At 66.4% G+C, this 19,824-nt stretch carries 14 protein-coding genes; 7 read left to right on the forward strand and 7 right to left on the reverse strand.

All coding sequences use genetic code 11. From position 1 onward, the window contains the following. Positions 1-101: 101 nt before the first annotated feature. Both VER16_RS08345 and VER16_RS08350 read left to right on the forward strand, forming a co-directional pair. A complete protein-coding gene (locus tag VER16_RS08345; protein ID WP_324807098.1) occupies positions 102-476 on the forward strand; it encodes a type II toxin-antitoxin system Phd/YefM family antitoxin in 375 nt (124 codons plus the stop codon). Beyond that, positions 476-1,108: an AAA family ATPase gene (locus tag VER16_RS08350; RefSeq protein ID WP_324807100.1), complete on the forward strand. Its 633-nt coding sequence runs from the start codon at positions 476-478 to the stop codon at positions 1,106-1,108. Before VER16_RS08345 ends, VER16_RS08350 begins: the two co-directional genes overlap by 1 nt. 63 nt (positions 1,109-1,171) lie before the next feature. Here VER16_RS08350 and VER16_RS08355 read toward each other — a convergent pair whose 3' ends face one another. Next, the gene (locus VER16_RS08355; protein ID WP_324807102.1) at positions 1,172-2,719 is read right to left on the reverse strand and encodes a BCCT family transporter; all 1,548 of its coding nucleotides are present in this window, start codon (positions 2,717-2,719) and stop codon (positions 1,172-1,174) included. A gap of 168 nt (positions 2,720-2,887) precedes the next feature. On the opposite strand from VER16_RS08355, the gene betI reads away from it, so the two are divergent. The 5 genes from betI (at position 2,888) to VER16_RS08380 (ending at position 9,677) form a co-directional block, all read left to right on the forward strand. Beyond that, entirely contained in the window at positions 2,888-3,478 is a 591-nt protein-coding gene (gene betI / locus VER16_RS08360) for a transcriptional regulator BetI (protein ID WP_324807104.1), read from the forward strand. Positions 3,479-3,515: 37 nt separating this feature from the next. Then, entirely contained in the window at positions 3,516-4,988 is a 1,473-nt protein-coding gene (betB, locus tag VER16_RS08365; RefSeq protein WP_324807106.1) for a betaine-aldehyde dehydrogenase, read from the forward strand. 18 nt (positions 4,989-5,006) lie between these two features. Then, positions 5,007-6,689, forward strand: coding sequence for a choline dehydrogenase (gene betA, locus VER16_RS08370; protein ID WP_324807107.1), 1,683 nt, complete (start codon positions 5,007-5,009; stop codon positions 6,687-6,689). A gap of 241 nt (positions 6,690-6,930) precedes the next feature. Then, positions 6,931-8,607 carry a long-chain fatty acid--CoA ligase gene (locus VER16_RS08375; RefSeq protein ID WP_324807108.1) on the forward strand — a complete coding sequence of 559 codons (1,677 nt, stop codon included), beginning with the start codon at positions 6,931-6,933 and terminating at the stop codon, positions 8,605-8,607. Positions 8,608-8,807: 200 nt separating this feature from the next. Next, entirely contained in the window at positions 8,808-9,677 is an 870-nt protein-coding gene (locus VER16_RS08380; protein WP_324807110.1) for a crotonase/enoyl-CoA hydratase family protein, read from the forward strand. 12 nt (positions 9,678-9,689) lie between these two features. Here VER16_RS08380 and VER16_RS08385 read toward each other — a convergent pair whose 3' ends face one another. From VER16_RS08385 to VER16_RS08410, 6 genes are all read right to left on the reverse strand, one after another. Further along, positions 9,690-11,867, reverse strand: coding sequence for a response regulator (locus tag VER16_RS08385; RefSeq protein WP_324807112.1), 2,178 nt, complete (start codon positions 11,865-11,867; stop codon positions 9,690-9,692). 154 nt (positions 11,868-12,021) lie between these two features. Further along, positions 12,022-13,161, reverse strand: coding sequence for a two-component system response regulator (locus VER16_RS08390; protein WP_324807114.1), 1,140 nt, complete (start codon positions 13,159-13,161; stop codon positions 12,022-12,024). A gap of 201 nt (positions 13,162-13,362) precedes the next feature. After that, complete coding sequence (gene lysS, locus VER16_RS08395) at positions 13,363-14,874, reverse strand: lysine--tRNA ligase (RefSeq protein ID WP_324807116.1); 1,512 nt, start codon at positions 14,872-14,874, stop codon at positions 13,363-13,365. A 234-nt stretch (positions 14,875-15,108) separates the two neighbouring features. Continuing rightward, entirely contained in the window at positions 15,109-16,749 is a 1,641-nt protein-coding gene (locus VER16_RS08400; protein WP_324807118.1) for an acetolactate synthase large subunit, read from the reverse strand. 63 nt (positions 16,750-16,812) lie between these two features. Continuing rightward, the gene (locus tag VER16_RS08405) at positions 16,813-18,198 is read right to left on the reverse strand and encodes an NAD-dependent succinate-semialdehyde dehydrogenase (RefSeq protein WP_324807120.1); all 1,386 of its coding nucleotides are present in this window, start codon (positions 18,196-18,198) and stop codon (positions 16,813-16,815) included. 735 nt (positions 18,199-18,933) lie between these two features. Continuing rightward, a complete protein-coding gene (locus VER16_RS08410; RefSeq protein ID WP_324807121.1) occupies positions 18,934-19,716 on the reverse strand; it encodes a helix-turn-helix transcriptional regulator in 783 nt (260 codons plus the stop codon). Between the last annotated feature and the right edge of the window lie 108 nt (positions 19,717-19,824).

The raw sequence follows: 19,824 nt of genomic DNA on the forward strand, positions 1-19,824 counted from the left end.
TGCCAATATCCACATTTCATATTTCGTATGTTTTTCACTATTCATGAAATTCATCCGCATCCGGTGTAGGCTGGCGCCAAAGGTCCCCCTGGAGCCCCGCCATGCTTCACCTGCCCGTCCGCTTCGACCCCATCAACGAGCTGACCCACACCACCGCATCGTCGGTGAAGGAGCACTGGCGCAAGGTCATGCAGGAGGTCCGCGACCAGCGCATGGTGGTGGTCACCAACCACAACGAGCCGCAGGCGGTCATCGTCTCCATCGAGCAGTACCGCGCGCTGCAGGCCCGGGTGGAAGCGCTGGAATCCTCGCTGGAAGCCCTGCGCGGGCAGGACCCGGGCCTGGCCGAACTGCGTGCCGGCTTCGACCAGCGCCTGGCCGTGCTGCAGCAGGCCCAGGCCGGTGACACCGCGCGCGCCCTGCTGCGCCGCCCGGCCCGCCTGAAGGGACAGGTCAAGGCCGGCACGGGGCACTGATGTCGCGACCGTTCCTGTACGTCCTTGCCGGCGTCAACGGCGCCGGCAAGAGTTCGGTGGGCGGCCACGTGCTGCGCGAGGCCGGGCTGGACTGGTTCAATCCGGACTCCTTCGCCCGTGGCCTGCGCGGGCTGTCGGGCCTGTCCCAGGCCGAAGCCAATGCCCAGGCCTGGCAGGAAGGCGTCAACCGCATCCGCGATGCCCTCGATCAGGGCCGCAACCACGCTTTCGAGACCACGCTGGGCGGCAATTCCATCGCCGCCCTGCTGCACGAAGCCAGCCACAGCCACGACGTGCTGATGTGGTTCTGCGGGCTGTCCAGCCCGGAGCAGCACATCGCACGCGTGCAGGCGCGGGTACGCCACGGTGGGCACCCCATCAACGAGGCCGATATCCGCCGGCGCTGGCCGCTGGCCCAGCAGAACCTGATACGGCTGATGCCGGTGCTGGCCCAGCTGCAGATCTACGACAACAGCGCCGATGCCGCGCCCGGCGAAGCCGTTCCCGATCCGCAGCTGCTGCTGCAGATGGATGCTGGCCAGGTGCTGTATCCCCAGGCCGATGACCTCGATACGCTCGCGGCCACCCCCGCCTGGGCCGCCCCGCTGCTGGAAGCCGCCCTGCGCCTGTAAACCCCCAGCGCCGGGCCCCATTGCCATCAGTCGAGCACGCTCGACGCTACGAAGCCGCCGAGGTCAATGCGGCGCGTCCGGATCACTGCGCAATGCCCGCAGCAACCCGATCATGTAGAAGGCCAGGATCACCGAGAAGGGCAGCCCACACAGCACCACGGCCGTCTGCATCGCGCCGAAATTGCCGGCGAGCAGCAGCCCCACCGATGCCACGGTAATGCCCGCGGCCCAGAACACGCGCAGCCAGATCGGCGCGTCATGGCCGTCTTCCACGCCATCATCCACGCGGCGGGTGCACAGGTTGGCGATCATCAGCGTGCCTGAATCAACCGGCGTCAGGAACAGTACGAAGCCGATCATCACCGCTGCGCCCGCCACATAGGGCGCCCCCGGCAGGTATTCCAGCAGCTTGAACAGCGTCATCGCCGCATCCTGCTGGGCAACCTGCCCCAGCACCGCCTGCCCGTGGTTCAGCACCAGATCAATGGCGGTATTGCCGAAGATCGACAACCACGCCAAGGTGAATCCCAAGGGGATCAGCAGCACGCCCAGAATCACCTCGCGGATGGTGCGGCCGCGTGAGATGCGGGCAACGAACAGGCCCACGAACGGCGCCCAGGCAATCCACCATGCCCAGTAGAACAGCGTCCACGAGCCAATCCAGGTCCGCCCCTTGGGATCGTTGAGGTACATGTCAAAGCTCTTGCGCACGAACGCGCCGAGGTAGTCACCGGTGTTCTGCACCAGCCCATCCAGCAGATGCAGGGTCGGCCCGGTCAGCAGCACGAACAGCAGCAGCGCACACAGCAGCCGCACATTGAGATTGGACAGCCAGGCAATGCCTTTTTCCACACCGGCCACCACGCCGATCGTGGCCACCGCCATCATCACCAGCACGATCACCACCAGCACGTGCGGCGTATCGGGCACATGGAACAGGTAGACCAGCCCGGACTGCACCACCAGCGCGCCGATGCCCAGGTTGGTGACCATCGAGATCAGCGTAGCGAGGATGCCGAAGCCATCCACCATGTCACCGATGCGGCCATGGATGCGCTCCCCGAAGATCGGATGCAGCGCCGAGCGCAGCGCCAGCGGCAGGTTGCGCCGATAGGCGAAGTAGCCCAGCGCAACGCCGACCAGGGCATACAGCGCCCACCCGTGCAGGCCCCAGTGCAGGAACGTCAGCACCATCGCTTCGCGGCCGGCAGCCACGGTACTGCCGGGCTGCCCGGGTGGATTCAGGAAATGATCCAGCGGCTCGTAGGCACCGTAGTACAGCAGCGCGATGCCGATGCCGGCCGAGAACAGCATCGACACCCATGGCACGTAGCCGAACGCCGGGGATTCCTCGTTATGGCCCAGCCGGATCCGCCCGTAGGACGAGAACGCCAGCCACAGCACGAAGCCCAGGCTGGCCACGAGCAGCAGCATGTACCACCAGCCGAAGGCGGCTGACACCTCCGCCTGCGCCCATTGCAGCCAGTGCTCGCTGGCCTCCGGGAAGAACACGGTCAACGCGCCGAGGACACCAATGGAAAGGGACGCGCTGAAGAACACGAAACGGTTCAAGCGCAGAGGCAGGCGCTTGGAATGAGCCAGGGCAGGCATGGGGTCGTCTCATCGGTCCGGGAAGGCACATGGGCGGGGCCGGACCGGTAGCCGGGCCCATGGCGTGGGGGCGCACCGGCATCCTATGGTTTATTGATTGAACGTTCAATCAATAAAAAGTATGATGAACACTCTGCCGATACCCGGGCCGCACCCGTTGGAGACACGATGCCGAAGAAAGGCATGGAACCTGTCCGCCGCGAACAGTTGATCCAGGCGACCTTCCAGACCATTGACGAGATCGGCATGGCGGACGCAACCGTCGCCACCATCGCGCGCAAGGCCGGCCTGTCCAGCGGCATCGTGGCCCACTATTTCGGCGACAAGGATGGCCTGCTCAATGCCGCCATGCGCCAGATCCTGCGCGAACTGAAGACCGCCGTTGCCCGCTACCGCGACGCCGCAGGCAGCGACCCGCGCGACCACCTGCGCGCGATCGTCGATGGCAACTTCGACGACAGCCAGACCAATGGCACGGCCATGCGCGTGTGGCTGACCTTCTGGGCCGCCAGCATGCACCAGCCGGAACTGGCCCGGCTGCAGCGCGCCAATGACCAGCGGCTGTTCTCCAACCTGTGCCACCAGTTCAACCGCGTGCTGCCGCACGACCACGCCCGCCTGGCCGCCCGTGGCCTGGCCGCGATGATCGACGGCCTGTGGCTGCGCGGCAGCCTGGTCGGCGGCCAGTTCAACGCCGACAAGGCCCGGCGCATCGCCTACGGCTACATCGACTTCCAGTTACAGGCCCACGCGCTATAAGCGCCTGAGCATCCGCCCCCTTCCCAGGAGTACGCCCATGACCGCCCTGCCCGTGCAACAGCTCTACATCCACGGCCAACGCGTCGACGCCACCAGTGGCAAGTCCTTCCAGAGCATCAACCCCGCCAACGGCCAGGTGCTGGCCGAGGTGCAGATCGCCAGCCAGGCCGACGTCGAGCGCGCGGTGCGCAGCGCAGCCGAAGGCCAGAAGGTGTGGGCGGCGATGACCGCGATGGAGCGCTCGCGCATCCTGCGCCGTGCGGTCGACCTCCTGCGCGAACGCAATGATGCGCTGGCCCGCCTGGAAACCCTGGATACCGGCAAGGCGCTGGCCGAGACCACCACGGTGGACATCGTCACCGGCGCGGACGTGCTGGAGTACTACGCCGGCCTGGCCACCGCCATCGAAGGCATCCAGCTGCCGCTGCGCGAATCGAGCTTCTTCTACACCCGCCGCGAACCGTTGGGTGTGGTCGCCGGCATCGGCGCCTGGAACTACCCCATCCAGATCGCCCTGTGGAAGTCGGCGCCCGCGCTGGCCGCCGGCAACGCGATGGTGTTCAAGCCCTCAGAGGTGACCCCGCTGACCGCCCTGGAGCTGGCCGCGATCTACAGCGAAGCCGGTGTACCGGACGGCGTGTTCAACGTCGTCCAGGGCCCGGGCGCCGAGATCGGCAACTGGCTCACCGAACACCCGGTGATCGAAAAGATCTCCTTCACCGGTGGCGTGACCACCGGCAAGAAGGTGATGGCCGCGGCCGCCTCGTCCTCGCTGAAGGAAGTGACCATGGAACTGGGTGGCAAGTCGCCGCTGGTCATCTGCGATGACGCCGACCTGGACCGCGCCGCCGACATCGCGGTGATGGCCAACTTCTTCAGCTCCGGCCAGGTCTGCACCAACGGCACCCGCGTGTTCGTGCCGCGCCGCATGCTGGCCGCATTCGAGGCCGCGGTGGTCGAGCGGGTCAAGCGCATCCGCATCGGCGATCCGCAGTCAGCCGACACCAACTTCGGGCCGATGGTCAGCTTCGCGCATATGGACAACGTGCTGCGCTACATCGACAGCGGCAAGGCCGAAGGCGCCCGCCTGCTGACCGGTGGCGGCCGTGCCAGCGAAGGCACGCTGGCCGAGGGTGCCTACGTGCTGCCCACCGTGTTCTCCGACTGCCGTGACGACATGACCATCGTGCGCGAAGAAATCTTCGGGCCGGTGATGAGCATCCTCGCCTACGACGACGAGGACGAAGTGATCCGTCGCGCCAACGACACCACGTTCGGTCTTGCCGCTGGCGTGGTCAGCAGGGACATCAGCCGCGCCCACCGCATCATCCATCGCCTGGAAGCCGGCATCTGCTGGATCAACACCTGGGGTGAATCGCCGGCCGAAATGCCGGTCGGTGGCTACAAGCAGTCCGGCGTCGGCCGCGAGAACGGCCTGTCCACCCTGGGCCATTACACCCGCATCAAGTCGGTGCAGGTCGAACTGGGCGACTACGCCAGCGTGTTCTGAACCCGCAGGAGAACAACCATGAGCACCCCCAACGAGTACGACTACATCATCATCGGCGCCGGTTCGGCCGGCAACGTGCTGGCCACCCGCCTCACCGAGGATGCCGACGTCAGCGTGCTGCTGCTGGAAGCCGGCGGCCCCGACTACCGCCTCGACTTCCGCACACAGATGCCGGCCGCACTGGCCTATCCGCTGCAGGGCACGCGCTACAACTGGGCGTACAAGACCGACCCGGAGCCCTTCATGAACAACCGGCGCATGGACTGCGGCCGCGGCAAGGGCCTGGGCGGCTCGTCGCTCATCAACGGCATGTGCTACATCCGCGGCAACGCCATGGACTATGACCACTGGGCCAGCCTGCCGGGCCTGGAAGACTGGACCTATCTGGACTGCCTGCCCTACTTCCGCAAGGCCGAGACCCGTGACATCGGCGCCAACGACTACCACGGCGGCGACGGCCCGTTGCGGGTGACCACGCCCAAGGCCGGCAACAACGAACTGTTCGCCGCGATGGTCGAAGCCGGCGTGCAGGCCGGTTACCCGGGCACCGACGATCTCAACGGCTACCAGCAGGAAGGCTTCGGCCCGATGGACCGCACGGTCACGCCGAAGGGCCGCCGCTCCAGCACCGCCCGTGGCTACCTGGACCTGGCAAAACCGCGCCCGAACCTGACCATCGCCACCCATGCCCTCACCGACCGCATCCTGTTCTCGGGCAAGCGCGCGGTGGGCGTGCAGTGGCTGCACAACGACCAGCCCCAGCGTGCCACCGCGCGCCGCGAGGTGCTGCTGTGTGGCGGCGCCATCGCCTCGCCGCAGATCCTGCAGCGCTCCGGTGTCGGCCCGGCCGATCTGCTGCGCAGCCTGGACATCGACCTGGTGCATCACCTGCCCGGCGTCGGCGCCAACCTGCAGGATCACCTGGAGATGTACCTGCAGTACGAATGCAAAAAGCCGGTATCGCTGGCGCCGGCCCTGAAGCTGTACAACCAGCCGGCCATCGGCGCCGAATGGCTGTTCCTGGGCACCGGCATCGGCGCCAGCAACCAGTTCGAAGCCGGCGGCTTCATCCGCAGCGACGAATCCTTCGACTGGCCGAATCTGCAGTACCACTTCCTGCCGGTGGCCATCAACTACAACGGCTCCAACCCGATCAAGGCGCACAGCTTCCAGATGCACGTCGGCTCGATGCGCTCGCCCAGCCGCGGCCGCGTCCACGTGGTGTCCAAGGATCCGCGCGTGCACCCCAGCATCCTGTTCAACTACATGTCGCACGAGCAGGACTGGCGCGAGTTCCGCGCGGCCATCCGCATCACCCGCGAGATCTTCGCGCAGCCGGCGCTGGCGCCCTACAGTGGCCGCGAGATCTCGCCCGGCCGCGAGCTGCAGACCGATGCGCAGATCGATGGCTTCGTGCGCGAGCACGCCGAGACGGCCTACCACCCGTCCTGCACCAACAAAATGGGGCACGCCGATGACCCGATGGCAGTGGTCGACGGCCAGGGCCGCGTGCACGGCCTGGAGGCCCTGCGCATTGTCGATGCCTCGATCATGCCGCAGGTGGTCACCGGCAACCTCAACGCGCCGACCATCATGATGGCCGAGAAGCTGGCCGACGTGATCCGTGGCCGCACGCCGCTGCCGCGCAGCAGCGCGCCCTACTACAGGGCCAACGGCGCCCCGGCACGCAACCGCAGCTGACGCGAATGCCACGCCCCGACCCCCGGCAGGTGCCCACCTTGGTGGGCACACGCCAACCCGCGCCGAACGACCGGTAGGTGCCCACCTTGGTGGGCACACGCCAGCCCATCCTACCAACCACCGGCGCACTGACCGCGACGCCCCCTTCGCGTTTTCCCTACGGAACGGTATGCTGCCCGCAGCGGTTCCGGCGGATACTGTCCGCGCCGCACCCATCAAAAACGATTCCTGGAGGGGGAATATGAGTCTGGATCGTCCCTGGCTGCAGAGCTATCCGAAAGGCGTTCCCGCCGAGATCGACATCAACGAGTTCCATTCGGTAGCTTCGGTCTTCGACGCCTCGGTCGCCAAGTACCGCGACCGCCCTGCCTACTCCAGCTTCGGCAAGATCCTCACCTACGGGCAGACCGACGCCCTGGTCGAGCAGTTCGCCGCCTATCTGCTGGGTGAGCTGAAGCTCAAGAAGGGCGACCGCGTCGCCCTGATGATGCCCAACTGCCTGCAGTACCCGATAGCCACCTTCGGCGTGCTGCGCGCGGGCCTCACCGTGGTCAACGTCAACCCGCTGTACACCGCGCGCGAGCTGAAGCACCAGCTGGTCGACGCAGGCGTCAGCGCACTGGTGGTGGTCGACAACTTCGGCGATACCGTCGAACAGGTCATCGCTGATACCCCGGTCAAGCACGTCGTCACCACCGGCCTGGGCGACCTGCTCGGCCTGAAGGGTACGATCGTCAACTTCGTGCTGAAGTACATCAAGAAGATGGTGCCCAACTACCATCTGAAGGGCGCGGTGCGCTTCCGCCAGGCCCTGGCGCTGGGCAGCCGCCACACACTGCCCAAGGTCGAGATCGACCACGACGACGTCGCCTTCCTGCAGTACACCGGCGGTACCACGGGCGTGGCCAAGGGCGCGATGCTGACCAACCGCAACCTGATCGCCAACATGCAGCAGGCCTCGGCCTGGATCGGCGCGTCGGGCATCGAGCCGGGCAAGGAGTGGATCATCACCGCTCTGCCGCTGTACCACATCTTCGCGTTGACGGCGAACGGCCTGGTCTTCATGAAGTTCGGTGGCTGCAACCACCTCATCACCAACCCGCGCGACATGAAGGGCTTCGTCAAGGAACTGAAGTCGGTGCGCTTCACCGCCATCACCGGCGTCAACACCCTGTTCAACGGCCTGCTCAACACCCCCGGTTTCGACACCGTCGACTTCTCCTCGCTGAAGGTGACCCTGGGCGGTGGCATGGCCGTGCAGCGTGCGGTGGCCGAGCGCTGGAAGAAGGTCACCGGGGTGACCCTGGTCGAGGCTTACGGCCTGACCGAGACCTCGCCGGCGGCCTGCATCAATCCGTTGGACCTGAAGGAATACAACGGCGCCATCGGCCTGCCGATTCCGTCCACCGATGCGTGCATAAAGGACGACAACGGCAACACCCTGGCCATGGGCGAGGTGGGTGAACTGTGCATCCGCGGCCCGCAGGTGATGAAGGGTTACTGGCAGCGCCCCGACGAAACCGCCACCGCCATCGATGCCGACCAGTGGCTGCACACCGGCGACATGGCGAAGATGGACGAACAGGGCTTCTTCTACATCGTCGACCGCAAGAAGGACATGATCCTGGTGTCCGGCTTCAACGTGTACCCGAACGAAGTCGAGGACGTCATCGCGATGATGCCGGGCGTACTGGAAGTGGCCGCCGTCGGCGTGCCGGACGAGAAATCCGGCGAGGTGGTGAAGGTGGTCATCGTGAAGAAGGACCCGAACCTGACCGCCGAAATGGTCAAGGAACACGCGCGTGCCAACCTCACCGGCTACAAGCACCCCAGAATCGTAGAATTCCGAAAAGAGCTGCCGAAGACCAATGTCGGCAAGATCCTGCGTCGCGAACTCCGCGATACGCCCGCCCCGTAAGGGTTTGCGGGCAGAGGTAACGGACAGGCCCGGGTCGGCGACGACCCGGGCCTTCTGTTTGCGCGGCCGGCGGGGGCCTGGCCGCTTGCGGGCGGTTCACAGGGAGTGCATAGAATCACTCGCCGCCGCACGTTCAGCTTGCCCCCTCACTCTTCTCCGTCCGCTCTGCGGTCGGCCGGACGGTCATACGGAGAACACCCATGTCTGCAGTCCATCCCTTCATTTCCCGCGCCTCGCGCCACCCCACCCTGCGCCTGACCGAGGAGCAGGAAAGAAACGTCTACTGGATCCACATGCATGCCCACCTAGCCGAACAGCCGGGCCGGCCCTGCTTCGCCTCCCGGCTGGTGGACGATATCGTCGACTACCAGCGCGACCTGGGCGAACGCCTCTCGGCCTCCCATGCACTGTCGCCCCATGTCGTACTGGCTTCGGACAGCGATGTCTTCAATCTGGGCGGAGACCTGGAGCTGTTCTGCCGCCTGATCCGCGAAGGTGACCGTGCCCGCCTGCTCGACTACGCGCAGCGCTGCGTCCGTGGCGTGCACGCCTTCCACGCCGGGCTGGGCACGCGCGCGCACAGCATCGCCCTGGTGCAGGGCAATGCCCTGGGCGGCGGCTTCGAAGCCGCGTTGAGCTGCCACACCATCGTCGCCGAGGAAGGCGTGCTGATGGGCCTGCCGGAGGTCTTGTTCGACCTGTTCCCCGGCATGGGCGCCTATTCCTTCCTGTGCCAGCGCATCAGCCCGCGCCTGGCCGAGAAGATCATGCTGGAGGGCAACCTCTACACGGCCAGCGAACTGAAGCAGATGGGCCTGGTCGACGTGGTGGTACCGGTCGGCGAAGGCGTGGCCGCGGTGGAACAGGTCATCAAGGACAGCAAGCGCATCCCGCACGCCTGGGCCGCCATGCGCCAGGTCAACGAGATCGCCACCCAGGTGCCGCTGCACGAAATGATGCGGATCACCGAAATCTGGGTGGACACCGCCATGCAGCTCGGCGAGAAGTCCCTGCGCACGATGGACCGACTGGTGCGGGCGCAGGCACGCCGCAATGGGGATGGGGCCTGAACCCCGCGCGGATCAGGAAGGCGACCGCTCGCCATCGTCCTGCCGGACAACGCCGGCAATACGTGCGTCGAGCGCCTTCCTGCCGCTGCGCAATGCAGCGGCCAGGCTGGAGACACGGACGCTCCACTCGGCCTTGAGCTGCCAATCAGCCATCCGCATCAGTTCACCACTGGTGGCCGCCACCTGCACCAGGCCCAGGTTGCTGGTGACCCCGCGCAGGGCGTGGGCACGCTCACGGAACTCTTCCCAGTCCTGCTGCTCGGCACTGCTCTGGATATGCTTCATGCACAGATCGACGTCGGCCAGGCACTGGTCGATGAACTTGCGCTCGAAGCCATCGCCCATGCCCAGTGAAGCGAGTTCGTCCAGCACGGCCGGATCGAACACGCCGTTGCTGACCACCTGCGGCGGCACTGCTTCCAGGCTGGTACCGGCGCGGACGTTGGCGGCAACGTCCGCCAGCACGTCCAACAGGCGCGTGGCCACCACCGGCTTGGCCAGGAAGGCCCGCGCGCCGGCCTGCTCGCAGCTGCGGATGGATTCGGGCGTGACATCGGCACTGAGCACCATCACCGGCACATAGGGCATGCCGCTGGCATGCATCACCCGCAGCTGCTTGAGCAGATCCAGGCCGCTCATGCCGGGCATGTGCAGATCGACGATCGCCGCATCGAAACTGGCCTGTTCCAGCGTGTCCAGCACCTGTTCGCCGCCATTCACGCAGGTCACCTTGTGCCCGGCTTTCTCCAGCAGGCGCTGCAGGACCATGCGGTTGGCTTCGTGGTCATCGGCCACCAGCACGCGCAGGCTGCGCACCCGTGCACGGTGGCGCAGGAACGGATTGGAGAAGGCGATGACATTGCCACCCTCCTCGGCAGGCGCGGCCACCTCCTCGGTCACGCTGGCCGGTTCCAGCTCCAGTTCCACCCAGAACAGGCTGCCGCGCGGCAGGTTGGGCGCATAGCCCACCTGGCCCCCCATCGATTCCACCAGGCCCTTGGCAATGGTCGTGCCCAGCCCGGTGCCCTCGTGGCGCCGGGCCAGGCCGACGTCGGCCTGCTCGAAGGGCTCGAACAAGCGGCTGCGCATCGCGGCCGGCACGCCAATGCCGCTGTCGAGGATCTCAAAGCGCAGGCGCATGCGGTTGCCGCTACCGGACGCCGGTTGCCCCGACACCCGCAGATGAACGAAACCGCTGTCGGTGAACTTGACCGCATTGCCCATCAGATTGAGCAGGATCTGCTGCAGATGGCCCGCATCGCCGTACAGGCGCGGCGGCACGTTCTCGTCCACCATCACCCGGTACTCCAGCGACTTGGAGCGGGTCTGCGGAGCCAGGATCAGATTGATCGCCTGCAGCACATTGGCCAGTTCGAACTCGTTGCGCTCCACGCGCACCTTGCCCGCCTCGATGGCCGAAATATCCAGCACCTCTTCCACCAGCACCAGCAGGCTGCGGGTCGAGGCCTGGATCGTGCTCAGGCATTCGCGCTGCTCATCGTCCAGTCGGGTGGTGGCCAGCACTTCGGTCATGCCGGCCAGGCCGTTCAGCGGCGTACGGAATTCATGGCTCATGTTGGCCAGGAACCGGCTCTTGGCCTCATTGGCCTGGCGTGCCTCTGCCACCGCACGGGTCAGCGCGCGCAGCAGCGAATCGAAGTACAGCGGAATGGCCCCCAGGCCCAGCAGCAGGCCCCAGCCCAGGTACTCATGGGCGCGCCAGTACGGCGACAGCACCACCGTGCACAGGAAGGCGACAAAGCCCATCGCCGTGGCCACGCGCAGATAGGTGCTGCCATAGCGCATGCCGTTGCCGATGGTCACCCACAGCATCACGGCATACAGGGGCGCAGCAGGCTCACCCTGGATGGTCATGATCCAGGCCATGCAGGTGTAGTCGGTCAGCATGCCGATCACCCGGCGCACATGCGATGCGCGCGGCTGCAGCAGGATCGCCGCCAGCAGGCCGGCGGAGATCGTCAGCTCGAACGCCAGGATCAGCCAGGTCGCCGTCAAGGTGTCGCCGCCCCCGCTGAAGGAGCGCCAGCCGAGATAGCTGATGAACAACGCGGTGATGACGATGCGGATCAGGTTCTGCGCATGCTCGCTGTCCTCGCGGCCGGCCAGGCGCTGTTTCAGCCGGCGCAGCAGCGAAGGGGATGGCAGGGGGGACGTTGCGGAGGTATCCATGGGCGTGAGGGGGCATCCGTCGGCACATCAGGGGAAAACGGCACCGGGCAGCCGCTGCCGTACCTGCCACGTGCGTGGCATGCGGTACTGGCACGCGGCCCCCGCAGGTTCCCGCGCCGGCCGGTGTATCAACCGTGGACGCAGGTCCTGCATGTCAACCGACCGGTCGCGTGGATGCCGTCGAGTGCTGGGCGCAGATGTCCGCCAGCTGCTTGCGCCCGCGCATCAGCGCGTCAACACAGCGCGGGTCGAACAGACGACCGCGCTGGGCGTACAGATAAGCCAGGGTAGCTTCCATGGTCCATGCTTCCTTGTAGGGACGTGGTGAGATGAGCGCGTCGAACACATCGGCGACCGCCACGATCCGCGCTTCCAGCGGGATCGCGTCGCCCACCAGGCCATCGGGGTAGCCGCTGCCGTCGTAACGCTCGTGATGGCGCAGGGCGATCAGCGCCCCCACCTGGATGAAACGGTTCTGGCTGCCACTGAGCAGTTCATGGCCGATGCGCGGGTGCCGGCGCATGATCGCCAGCTCCTCGTCGTTGAGCTTGCCCTGCTTGAGCAGCACCGCGTCGGGGATGGCGATCTTGCCCATGTCGTGCAGCGGCGCGGCCATCTCGATCAGTTTGGCGTCCTCTTCAGGCAGCCCCAGCTGTTCGGCGATCAGCCCCGCCACCCGCGCCATGCGCTCCAGGTACGCACTGGTACCCGCATCACGGAACTCGATGGCGCGCGCCAGCCGCGAAAGGGTCTCGCGTTCGCGCTCCTCCACCTCGTGCATGCTGGCCAGCAGGCGCTGTTCCAGTGAAAGCGCACGTTGCTTCACGTTCTCGGCCTGCTGGCGCAGCTGCAGCAGGTTGTAGCAGCGCGCCCGCAGCTCGCGCGGGCGGATCGGCTTGACCAGGAAATCAATGACGCCCGATTCCAGCGCCGCCTGCCGGATCGGCTCATCGCCGACCACAGTGATCAGGATCACCGGAATATCGCGGTGCTTGGGCAGGCGGCGGAAACGACGGGCGAATTCCAGCCCGTCCATCTCCGGCATGCGGTAATCCAGCAGCAGCAGATCGACCGCGTAGGACTCGCACCACGCCAGGGCGGTAAGCGGGTCGCCGAAGTCGTGCACGCTCAATTCGGGCGCGATGTCTTCAATGACATGGCGCAGCATCGTCCTTGCGGACGTCTGGTCGTCGACGATGACGATGTTCAAGGCGTTCTCTGCCTGCCTTCTCGACCACGCTGGAATATCAGCCAGCGAGGATACCCCGCCGCTGTGCACACTGGCACCCTGCATCGGCACGACTCCCGTCACGCGCTCCCCGGTTCATGATCGTCGTCACAATGTGAAGCGGGTTCTACACATTGCACACTCCCCGACGCCATCAAGCCACAGCGAGCGTCAAGGCCGTGCAACAACCATACGCCGAGTGCGGAAGGCGTCAATGGCGCCGGCCCGATCCGGGACGGCGCGCACAGTCGTGACCGGTACTGCGTCTTACTGCTCGGGGCGCATGTAGGGGAACAGCAGCACGTCGCGGATGGAGCTGCTGCCGGTCAGCAGCATCACCAGCCGGTCCACGCCGATGCCCAGGCCGCCGGTCGGGGCCATGCCGTACTCCAGCGCACGGATGTAATCGGCGTCGTAATGCATGGCCTCGTCGTCGCCGCCTTCCTTCGCCGCCACCTGGGCCTGGAAGCGCTGCGCCTGGTCTTCCGGGTCATTCAGCTCGGAGAAGCCGTTGGCCAGCTCCTTGCCGTTGACAAACAGCTCGAAACGGTCGGTGTAGCCCGGATCGTTGTCGTTGGCACGGGCCAGCGGCGAGACCTCCACCGGGTGGTCGGTAATGAAGGTCGGCTGGATCAGGGTGTGTTCGACGGTGGCTTCGAAGATCTCCAGCAGCAGCTTGCCCCAGCCGTAGGACGGCTTGACGCGGATCTTCAGGCGTTCGCAATGGCGCAGCAGCGCCTCGCGGTCGGTGCAGTCGGCGGCGGAGATTTCCGGGTTGTGGTGGCGCACGGCTTCGTCCATGCGCCAGCGGCGGAACGCCGGGCCCAGGTCGATCTTTGCCCCGTCCCACTCCACTTCGGTGCCACCGTTGACGGTGGTCGCCACGTCACGGATCACGCCTTCGGTCAGGTCCATGATCTCGTTGTACGTGGCATAGGCCTCGTACAGCTCCATCATGGTGAATTCCGGGTTGTGGCGGGTGCTGACTCCTTCGTTGCGGAAATTGCGGTTGATCTCGTAGACGCGCTCCAGGCCGCCCACGGTCAGGCGCTTGAGGTACAGCTCCGGCGCCACGCGCAGGTACAGGTCCAGATCCAGCGCGTTGTGGTGGGTGGTGAACGGCTTGGCCGCCGCGCCGCCGGGGATGTAATGCATCATCGGCGTTTCGACTTCAAGGAAGTCGCGGTTGTCCAGCCACGCGCGCATGGCGCGGATGATCTTGGAGCGCTTGATGAAGACCGCGCGCGATTCCGGGGTCACGATCAGGTCGACGTAGCGCTGGCGGTAGCGCTGTTCGACGTCGGCCAGGCCGTGCCACTTGTCCGGCAGCGGGCGCAGCGACTTGGTCAGCAGGCGGATCGACTCGGCCTTCACCGACAGTTCGCCGGTCCTGGTGCGGGTCAGGCCGCCTTCGACGGCGATGATGTCGCCTACGTCCCAGCCCTTGAAGGCGGTGTAGGCATCGCCCAGTGCGGCGCCCTGCAGGAACAGCTGGATGCGGCCGGATTCGTCCTGGATCTGGGCGAAGCTCGCCTTGCCCATGATGCGCTTGGCCATCAGGCGGCCGGCCATCTTCACCTGGCGGCCGCTGCCTTCCAGCGCCTCGGCGGTCCAGGCATCGGCATCGGCGAATTCGGCCTGCAGCTGCCCGGCAAAGTCCTCGCGACGGAAGTCGTTCGGGTACGCGATGCCCTGCCCGCGCAGCGCGTTGAGTTTCTCACGGCGCTCGGCGATCAACTTGTTTTCGTCGACGGGGGGGGTATCGGTAGCTTCGCTCATGGATCTGCGGGAATCGTGTAGTGAGGGGGGATGGTGCACCCGGCACAGCCGGTTGCCCAGCATACCAAAACCGCCCTCCCCCGGCCCCGCAGCCGCCGCCCCCGGTAGTCGCCAACCTTGGTTGGCGGCCTTGCCCTCGTAGTCGCCACCCTTGGTTGGCGGCCCGTGTGTCGACCAAGGTCGACACCTACCAGAGCGCGCGCGCGCCCGTACCAGACCGCGTGCGGGGTGGCCTCACCCGTTGCCCGGAAACGCCTGTCGCAGCTCCTCCACCAGCACCCGCTGGTTCTCCGAATAGTCCACCGGCACCGACACCAGATGCACCCCACCCTCGCTGAACGCTGCCTCCAGCGTGGGAATGAACTGCTCGATGGCGGTCACTTCATGGCCCTTGCAGCCATACGCCTGCGCGTACTTCACGAAATCCGGGTTGCTGAAGGTCATGCCGTAGTCGGTGAAGCCATCCACCGCCTGCTTCCAGCGGATCATTCCGTAGGCACCGTCGTTGAGGATCAGCACGACCAGGTTCAGGCCCAGCCGCCGCGCGGTCTCCAGCTCCTGGCTGTTCATCATGAAGCCGCCGTCACCACAGACCGCCAGCACCCGTCGCTGCGGGTACAGGATCGAGGCCATGATGGCCGAGGGCAGGCCCGCGCCCATGGTGGCCAGCGCGTTGTCCAGCAGCAGCGTGTTCGCCACCTGCGTGCGGTAGTTGCGGGCAAACCAGATCTTGTACATGCCGTTGTCCAGCGCCACGATGCCGTCCGGCGGCATCACCTGGCGCACGTCATGCACCAGTCGTTGCGGGGTGAAACCCGCTTCCTCGGCACGGTCGGCAAGGTGCTCGAGGATGGTCGCGCGCAGCGGCAGCAGGGCATCGGCATGCGGCACGGCGCCTTCGATGCGGTCGGCCAGCTGGGTCAGCGAGCGCCCGATATCGCCGATCACCTCCACCTGCGGGAAGTAGACCTGCTCCACCGCCGCCTGCGAGTAGCCAATGTGGATGACGGTCGGGCCACCCGGACGCATCACGAACGGCGGCTTCTCGGTGACTTCGTGGCCGATGGTCACGATCACGTCGGCCTGGTCGATGGCCATGTGCACGTAGTCGCGCTCGGTCAGCGCCGCGGTGCCCATGTACAGGCCCGAACCGCCCGCCACCGCGCCCTTGCCCATCTGCGTGGTGAAGAACGGAATGCCGGCGCGCTGCACGAAGGCCGACAGCGCATCGCTGGACTGCGGGCGCGATGCCGCCGAGGCGATCATCAGCAGCGGCCGCTTGGCACCCCGGATGATCTCCGCCGCACGGTCCAGCGCTTCCGGGCTGGCAATCGGCCGGTCCACCGCATGGGTGGGAATCAGCGAAACGCCCTCAACCTCGGTGGCGGCAATGTCCTCGGGCAGCTCCAGCAGCACGGGGCCGGGGCGCTCTTCCTGGGCCACACGAAACGCCTCGCGGACGATGGTCGGAATGGTGCGTGCCGAGACGATCTGCCGGGCCAGCTTGGTCAGTGGCTTCATCGTGCTGACGATGTCCACGATCTGGAAGCGCGCCTGCTTGCTGGCGACGATGCCCTTCTGGCCGGTGATCATGATGACCGGCCACGCGCCCAGCAGCGCATAGGCCGCACCGGTGGTGAAGTTGAGCGCGCCCGGCCCGAGCGTGGCCAGGCACACCCCCGGCTTGCCTGTCAGGCGCCCGTAGGTGGCCGCCATGAACACCGCCGCCTGCTCGTGGCGGGTGATGACCAGCTCGATGCGGGAATGGCGCAGCGACTCGACCACGTCGAGGTTTTCTTCGCCGGGAATACCGAAAATGCGCTCGACGCCTTCGTTCTCAAGTGCGGCGACAAGCAGATCTGAACCCTTGGACATTGGAATGTCGTCCTTTTCGCTGGACTGGTGGTGGATCGTTGCAGGAAGGGAGGAAACCGCGCGTCAACGCTTGTCGAACCAGACGGTCTGCGCGTTGACGAACTCACGGATGCCAAAGTGCGAAAGCTCGCGACCGAAGCCGCTCTTCTTCACGCCACCGATGGGCACGCGCGGATCGGAGGCCGAGAATCCGTTGACGAACACGCCGCCGGTCTGCAGCCGGCGCGCCAGCTGCCGGGCCCGGGCCCGGTCGCCGGTCCACAGGTTGCCGCTGAGGCCGAACTCGCTCTGGTTGGCCAGTGCCACCGCGTGGTCGGCATCGCGGGCACGGCTGATCGACGCCACTGGCCCGAAGGTCTCGGTATCGAAGGCCTGCATGCCCGGTTCAACGTCCACCAGCACGGTCGGGGCGTAGAAGGCCCCCGGACGATCCAGCTGATGACCGCCTACCCGCAGCTGGGCACCGGCATCCACCGAGGCCTGCACCTGGGCGTGCAACTGATCCAGCAGGTCCTGGCGGGCCATCGGGCCGATCCGGTTGCCCGGCTCGCGGCCATCACCGATGGTCAGCGCCTGCACCTTCTGGCAGAACTGCGTCACGAACCGGTCGTAGACGGCGTCTTCGACGATGATGCGCTTGCCGGCGATGCAGACCTGCCCGGTGTTCTGGAAGCGTGAGGCCACGGCCGCATCGACGGCAGCGTCGAGGTCGGCATCGGCCAGCACGATGAACGGATCGGAGCCGCCCAGTTCCAGCACCACCTTCTTCAGCGCCTGCCCGGCCTGGGCGGCGATGCTGCGGCCAGCGGCGACGCTGCCAGTAAGGGTAACGGCGGCGATGCGATCATCGGCGATGGCGGCACTGGTGCCCTCACGGCTGATGTTGGCGGCGATGAAGGTGCCCTCTGGCAGGCCGGCTTCACGCCATGCGGCGTCGAGCAGCTGCGCGGTGCCGACGATGTTCTCGGCTGGCTTCAGCAGGAAGCCGTTGCCGCCAATCAGGATCGGCACCGCTGCACGCATCACCTGCCAGTAGGGGAAGTTCCACGGCATGATGCCCAGCACCACGCCCAGCGGCAGGTAGGACACATACGCCTGCTCGCCCGGCACCTGGGTCGGCTCATCGCGCAGGAACGGCGCGCCGTGCTCGGCGTACCAGTCGCACAGCACCGCACATTTCTCGATCTCGGCCAGCGATTCGGCGTGGACCTTGCCCATTTCGGCGGTGGCCATCGCGGCCAGGGGCTCGCGGTCACGGCGCAGTACGGCAGCCATGGCACGCAGCACGTCAGCGCGCGCTTCCAGCGGCCGGGTGCTCCAGGCCGCGAAACCGGCCTGGCCACGCTGCAGGATCGTTTCGAGTTCTGCGGCAGTAGCGAAGGGGTGGTTGGCGATCACCTGGCCGGTGGCCGGATCGCGGGACACGGCAGTGGTGGGGGCAGCGGACATGCAGGTCTCCTGTCGTCTCGACAACGGGCCGGCAGCCCGTTTCCTGCACGGAATGTGGACCTGATCGAGGCCGGCAACAAGGCGTCTGCGTATCCTGTGACCTGCACTTACCTGTATGGGGAGGGGCTGTTGTGGCAGGGCTTGCAGCCCTGCACCTGCTCAATGCAACGGCAACGGCAACGGCAAAAGCTGGCCATCCATGGGATGGCGGGGTGGGTCCGGTTGAGGGGGACGCTGCAAGTACGTCCCTGTAAGCTCGGTCGCCGCATCCATGCGGCTCACGCCCCCTCAACCAGACCCACCCCGCCTTCGACAGTTTCCCGCGATCTGTCGGAACGGCATGAAGCTGCTGGTGGTGGGTGCCGACCGTTGGTCGGCACGGGGATGTGCTCGTGTAGATGTCGACCTTGGTCGACACAGTAGATCCACGCCATGAGTGGATGAATCTGTGAGACATCGAAATCAATCTGGGGTCGGAGCCGGTTGCGCAGCAACGGGATCCGACCCCGTGCCGTCCCGACAGATCGCGGGAATCTGTCCGAGGTGGGGCGGTGTGGGCTTGCAGGACCGCAGGCGCCATGGATGGCGCCTACGAGCCTACACGGACGTACTTGCGGCGTGTCCTGCAAGCCCACACCGCCCCGCCATCCCACGAGTACCCAGCTTTTGACGTTGCCGTTGCGGTTGTCGTTGCATTGAGCAGGTGCAGGGCTGCAAGCCCTGCCGAACACCCCCCTACTTCCGCGGCAGGTAGGTCACCAGCGAGAGGTCATGCCGGCTCTCCGGCACCAGCGCCACGTACTGCAGGTCCAGCAACCCGCGCGTGGGGTGGTTCAGCTTCTTCGCACCCTCATCGAAACGACGCACGTCATGCTCCGGCCACCACAGCCGGAACACCTCGCTGTGCGCCGACAGGTCCTCGACCAGCGCCAGGAACGGCGCCTTGTCCGGGGCCTGCGCCATCGCCGCCCGGAACCCGGCAAGCAGCCCGCGGGTCATCTCTTCCCAGTTGAGGATCAGGGTGCGGTACGGCGGGTACAGGAACATCAACCGCAGCGTGTTGCGCTCATGCGGCGGAAACTGGCTGTAATCCACGAACAGATCGGCGATGGCCGCATTCCACGCCAGGATGTCGAACCGGGTGTTGCGCACATAGGCCGGGATCGGCTGCATCGCCTCCACCAGCTGGCGCAGGCCGTCGGTGACGCTCTCGTCCGGCGATTCCAGCGGCACGCCGTAACCGGACAGCGCGAAGGCGTACGCGCGCTCGTCATCGCTCAGGCGCAGCACCCTGGCCAGGCGCTCCAGCACTTCCGGCGAGGCGCGCACCTCGCGGCCCTGCTCGATCCAGGTGTACCAGCTGACACTGACCCCGATGGCCAGCGCCACTTCCTCGCGCTTCAAGCCCGGGGTGCGCCGGCGCCCGGCCGGCAGGCCGAGCGTGGCGGGGTCGACACGGGCGCGGCAGGCTTTCAGGAAGCCGCCCAGTTCCTTGCGTTCACTCTCGCTGCGCATCATCGCCCCGCCGTAATTTTTCGTGCCAACAGCAGCCGAGCATGGCTCGGCTCTACAGAAAAACGGTGCAGCCGCCCTCGGCATTGCGCACGAGGGCGATGATATCCGCGC

The sequence above is a fragment of the Stenotrophomonas sp. genome (assembly GCF_035634915.1).
GTDB lineage: Bacteria > Pseudomonadota > Gammaproteobacteria > Xanthomonadales > Xanthomonadaceae > Stenotrophomonas.

Excerpts from the sequence above, each read along its gene's own strand:
- VER16_RS08380 (WP_324807110.1), top strand. The coding sequence starts at position 8,808 with ATGTCTGCAGTCCATCCCTTCATTTCCCGCGCCTCGCGCCACCCCACC.
- VER16_RS08400 (WP_324807118.1), bottom strand. The coding sequence starts at position 16,749 with ATGTCCAAGGGTTCAGATCTGCTTGTCGCCGCACTTGAGAACGAAGGC.
- lysS (WP_324807116.1), bottom strand. The coding sequence starts at position 14,874 with ATGAGCGAAGCTACCGATACCCCCCCCGTCGACGAAAACAAGTTGATC.
- VER16_RS08390 (WP_324807114.1), bottom strand. The coding sequence starts at position 13,161 with ATGCAGGGTGCCAGTGTGCACAGCGGCGGGGTATCCTCGCTGGCTGAT.
- VER16_RS08345 (WP_324807098.1), top strand. The coding sequence starts at position 102 with ATGCTTCACCTGCCCGTCCGCTTCGACCCCATCAACGAGCTGACCCAC.
- VER16_RS08375 (WP_324807108.1), top strand. The coding sequence starts at position 6,931 with ATGAGTCTGGATCGTCCCTGGCTGCAGAGCTATCCGAAAGGCGTTCCC.
- VER16_RS08405 (WP_324807120.1), bottom strand. The coding sequence starts at position 18,198 with ATGTCCGCTGCCCCCACCACTGCCGTGTCCCGCGATCCGGCCACCGGC.
- betA (WP_324807107.1), top strand. The coding sequence starts at position 5,007 with ATGAGCACCCCCAACGAGTACGACTACATCATCATCGGCGCCGGTTCG.
- VER16_RS08350 (WP_324807100.1), top strand. The coding sequence starts at position 476 with ATGTCGCGACCGTTCCTGTACGTCCTTGCCGGCGTCAACGGCGCCGGC.
- betB (WP_324807106.1), top strand. The coding sequence starts at position 3,516 with ATGACCGCCCTGCCCGTGCAACAGCTCTACATCCACGGCCAACGCGTC.
- VER16_RS08355 (WP_324807102.1), bottom strand. The coding sequence starts at position 2,719 with ATGCCTGCCCTGGCTCATTCCAAGCGCCTGCCTCTGCGCTTGAACCGT.
- betI (WP_324807104.1), top strand. The coding sequence starts at position 2,888 with ATGCCGAAGAAAGGCATGGAACCTGTCCGCCGCGAACAGTTGATCCAG.
- VER16_RS08410 (WP_324807121.1), bottom strand. The coding sequence starts at position 19,716 with ATGATGCGCAGCGAGAGTGAACGCAAGGAACTGGGCGGCTTCCTGAAA.
- VER16_RS08385 (WP_324807112.1), bottom strand. The coding sequence starts at position 11,867 with ATGGATACCTCCGCAACGTCCCCCCTGCCATCCCCTTCGCTGCTGCGC.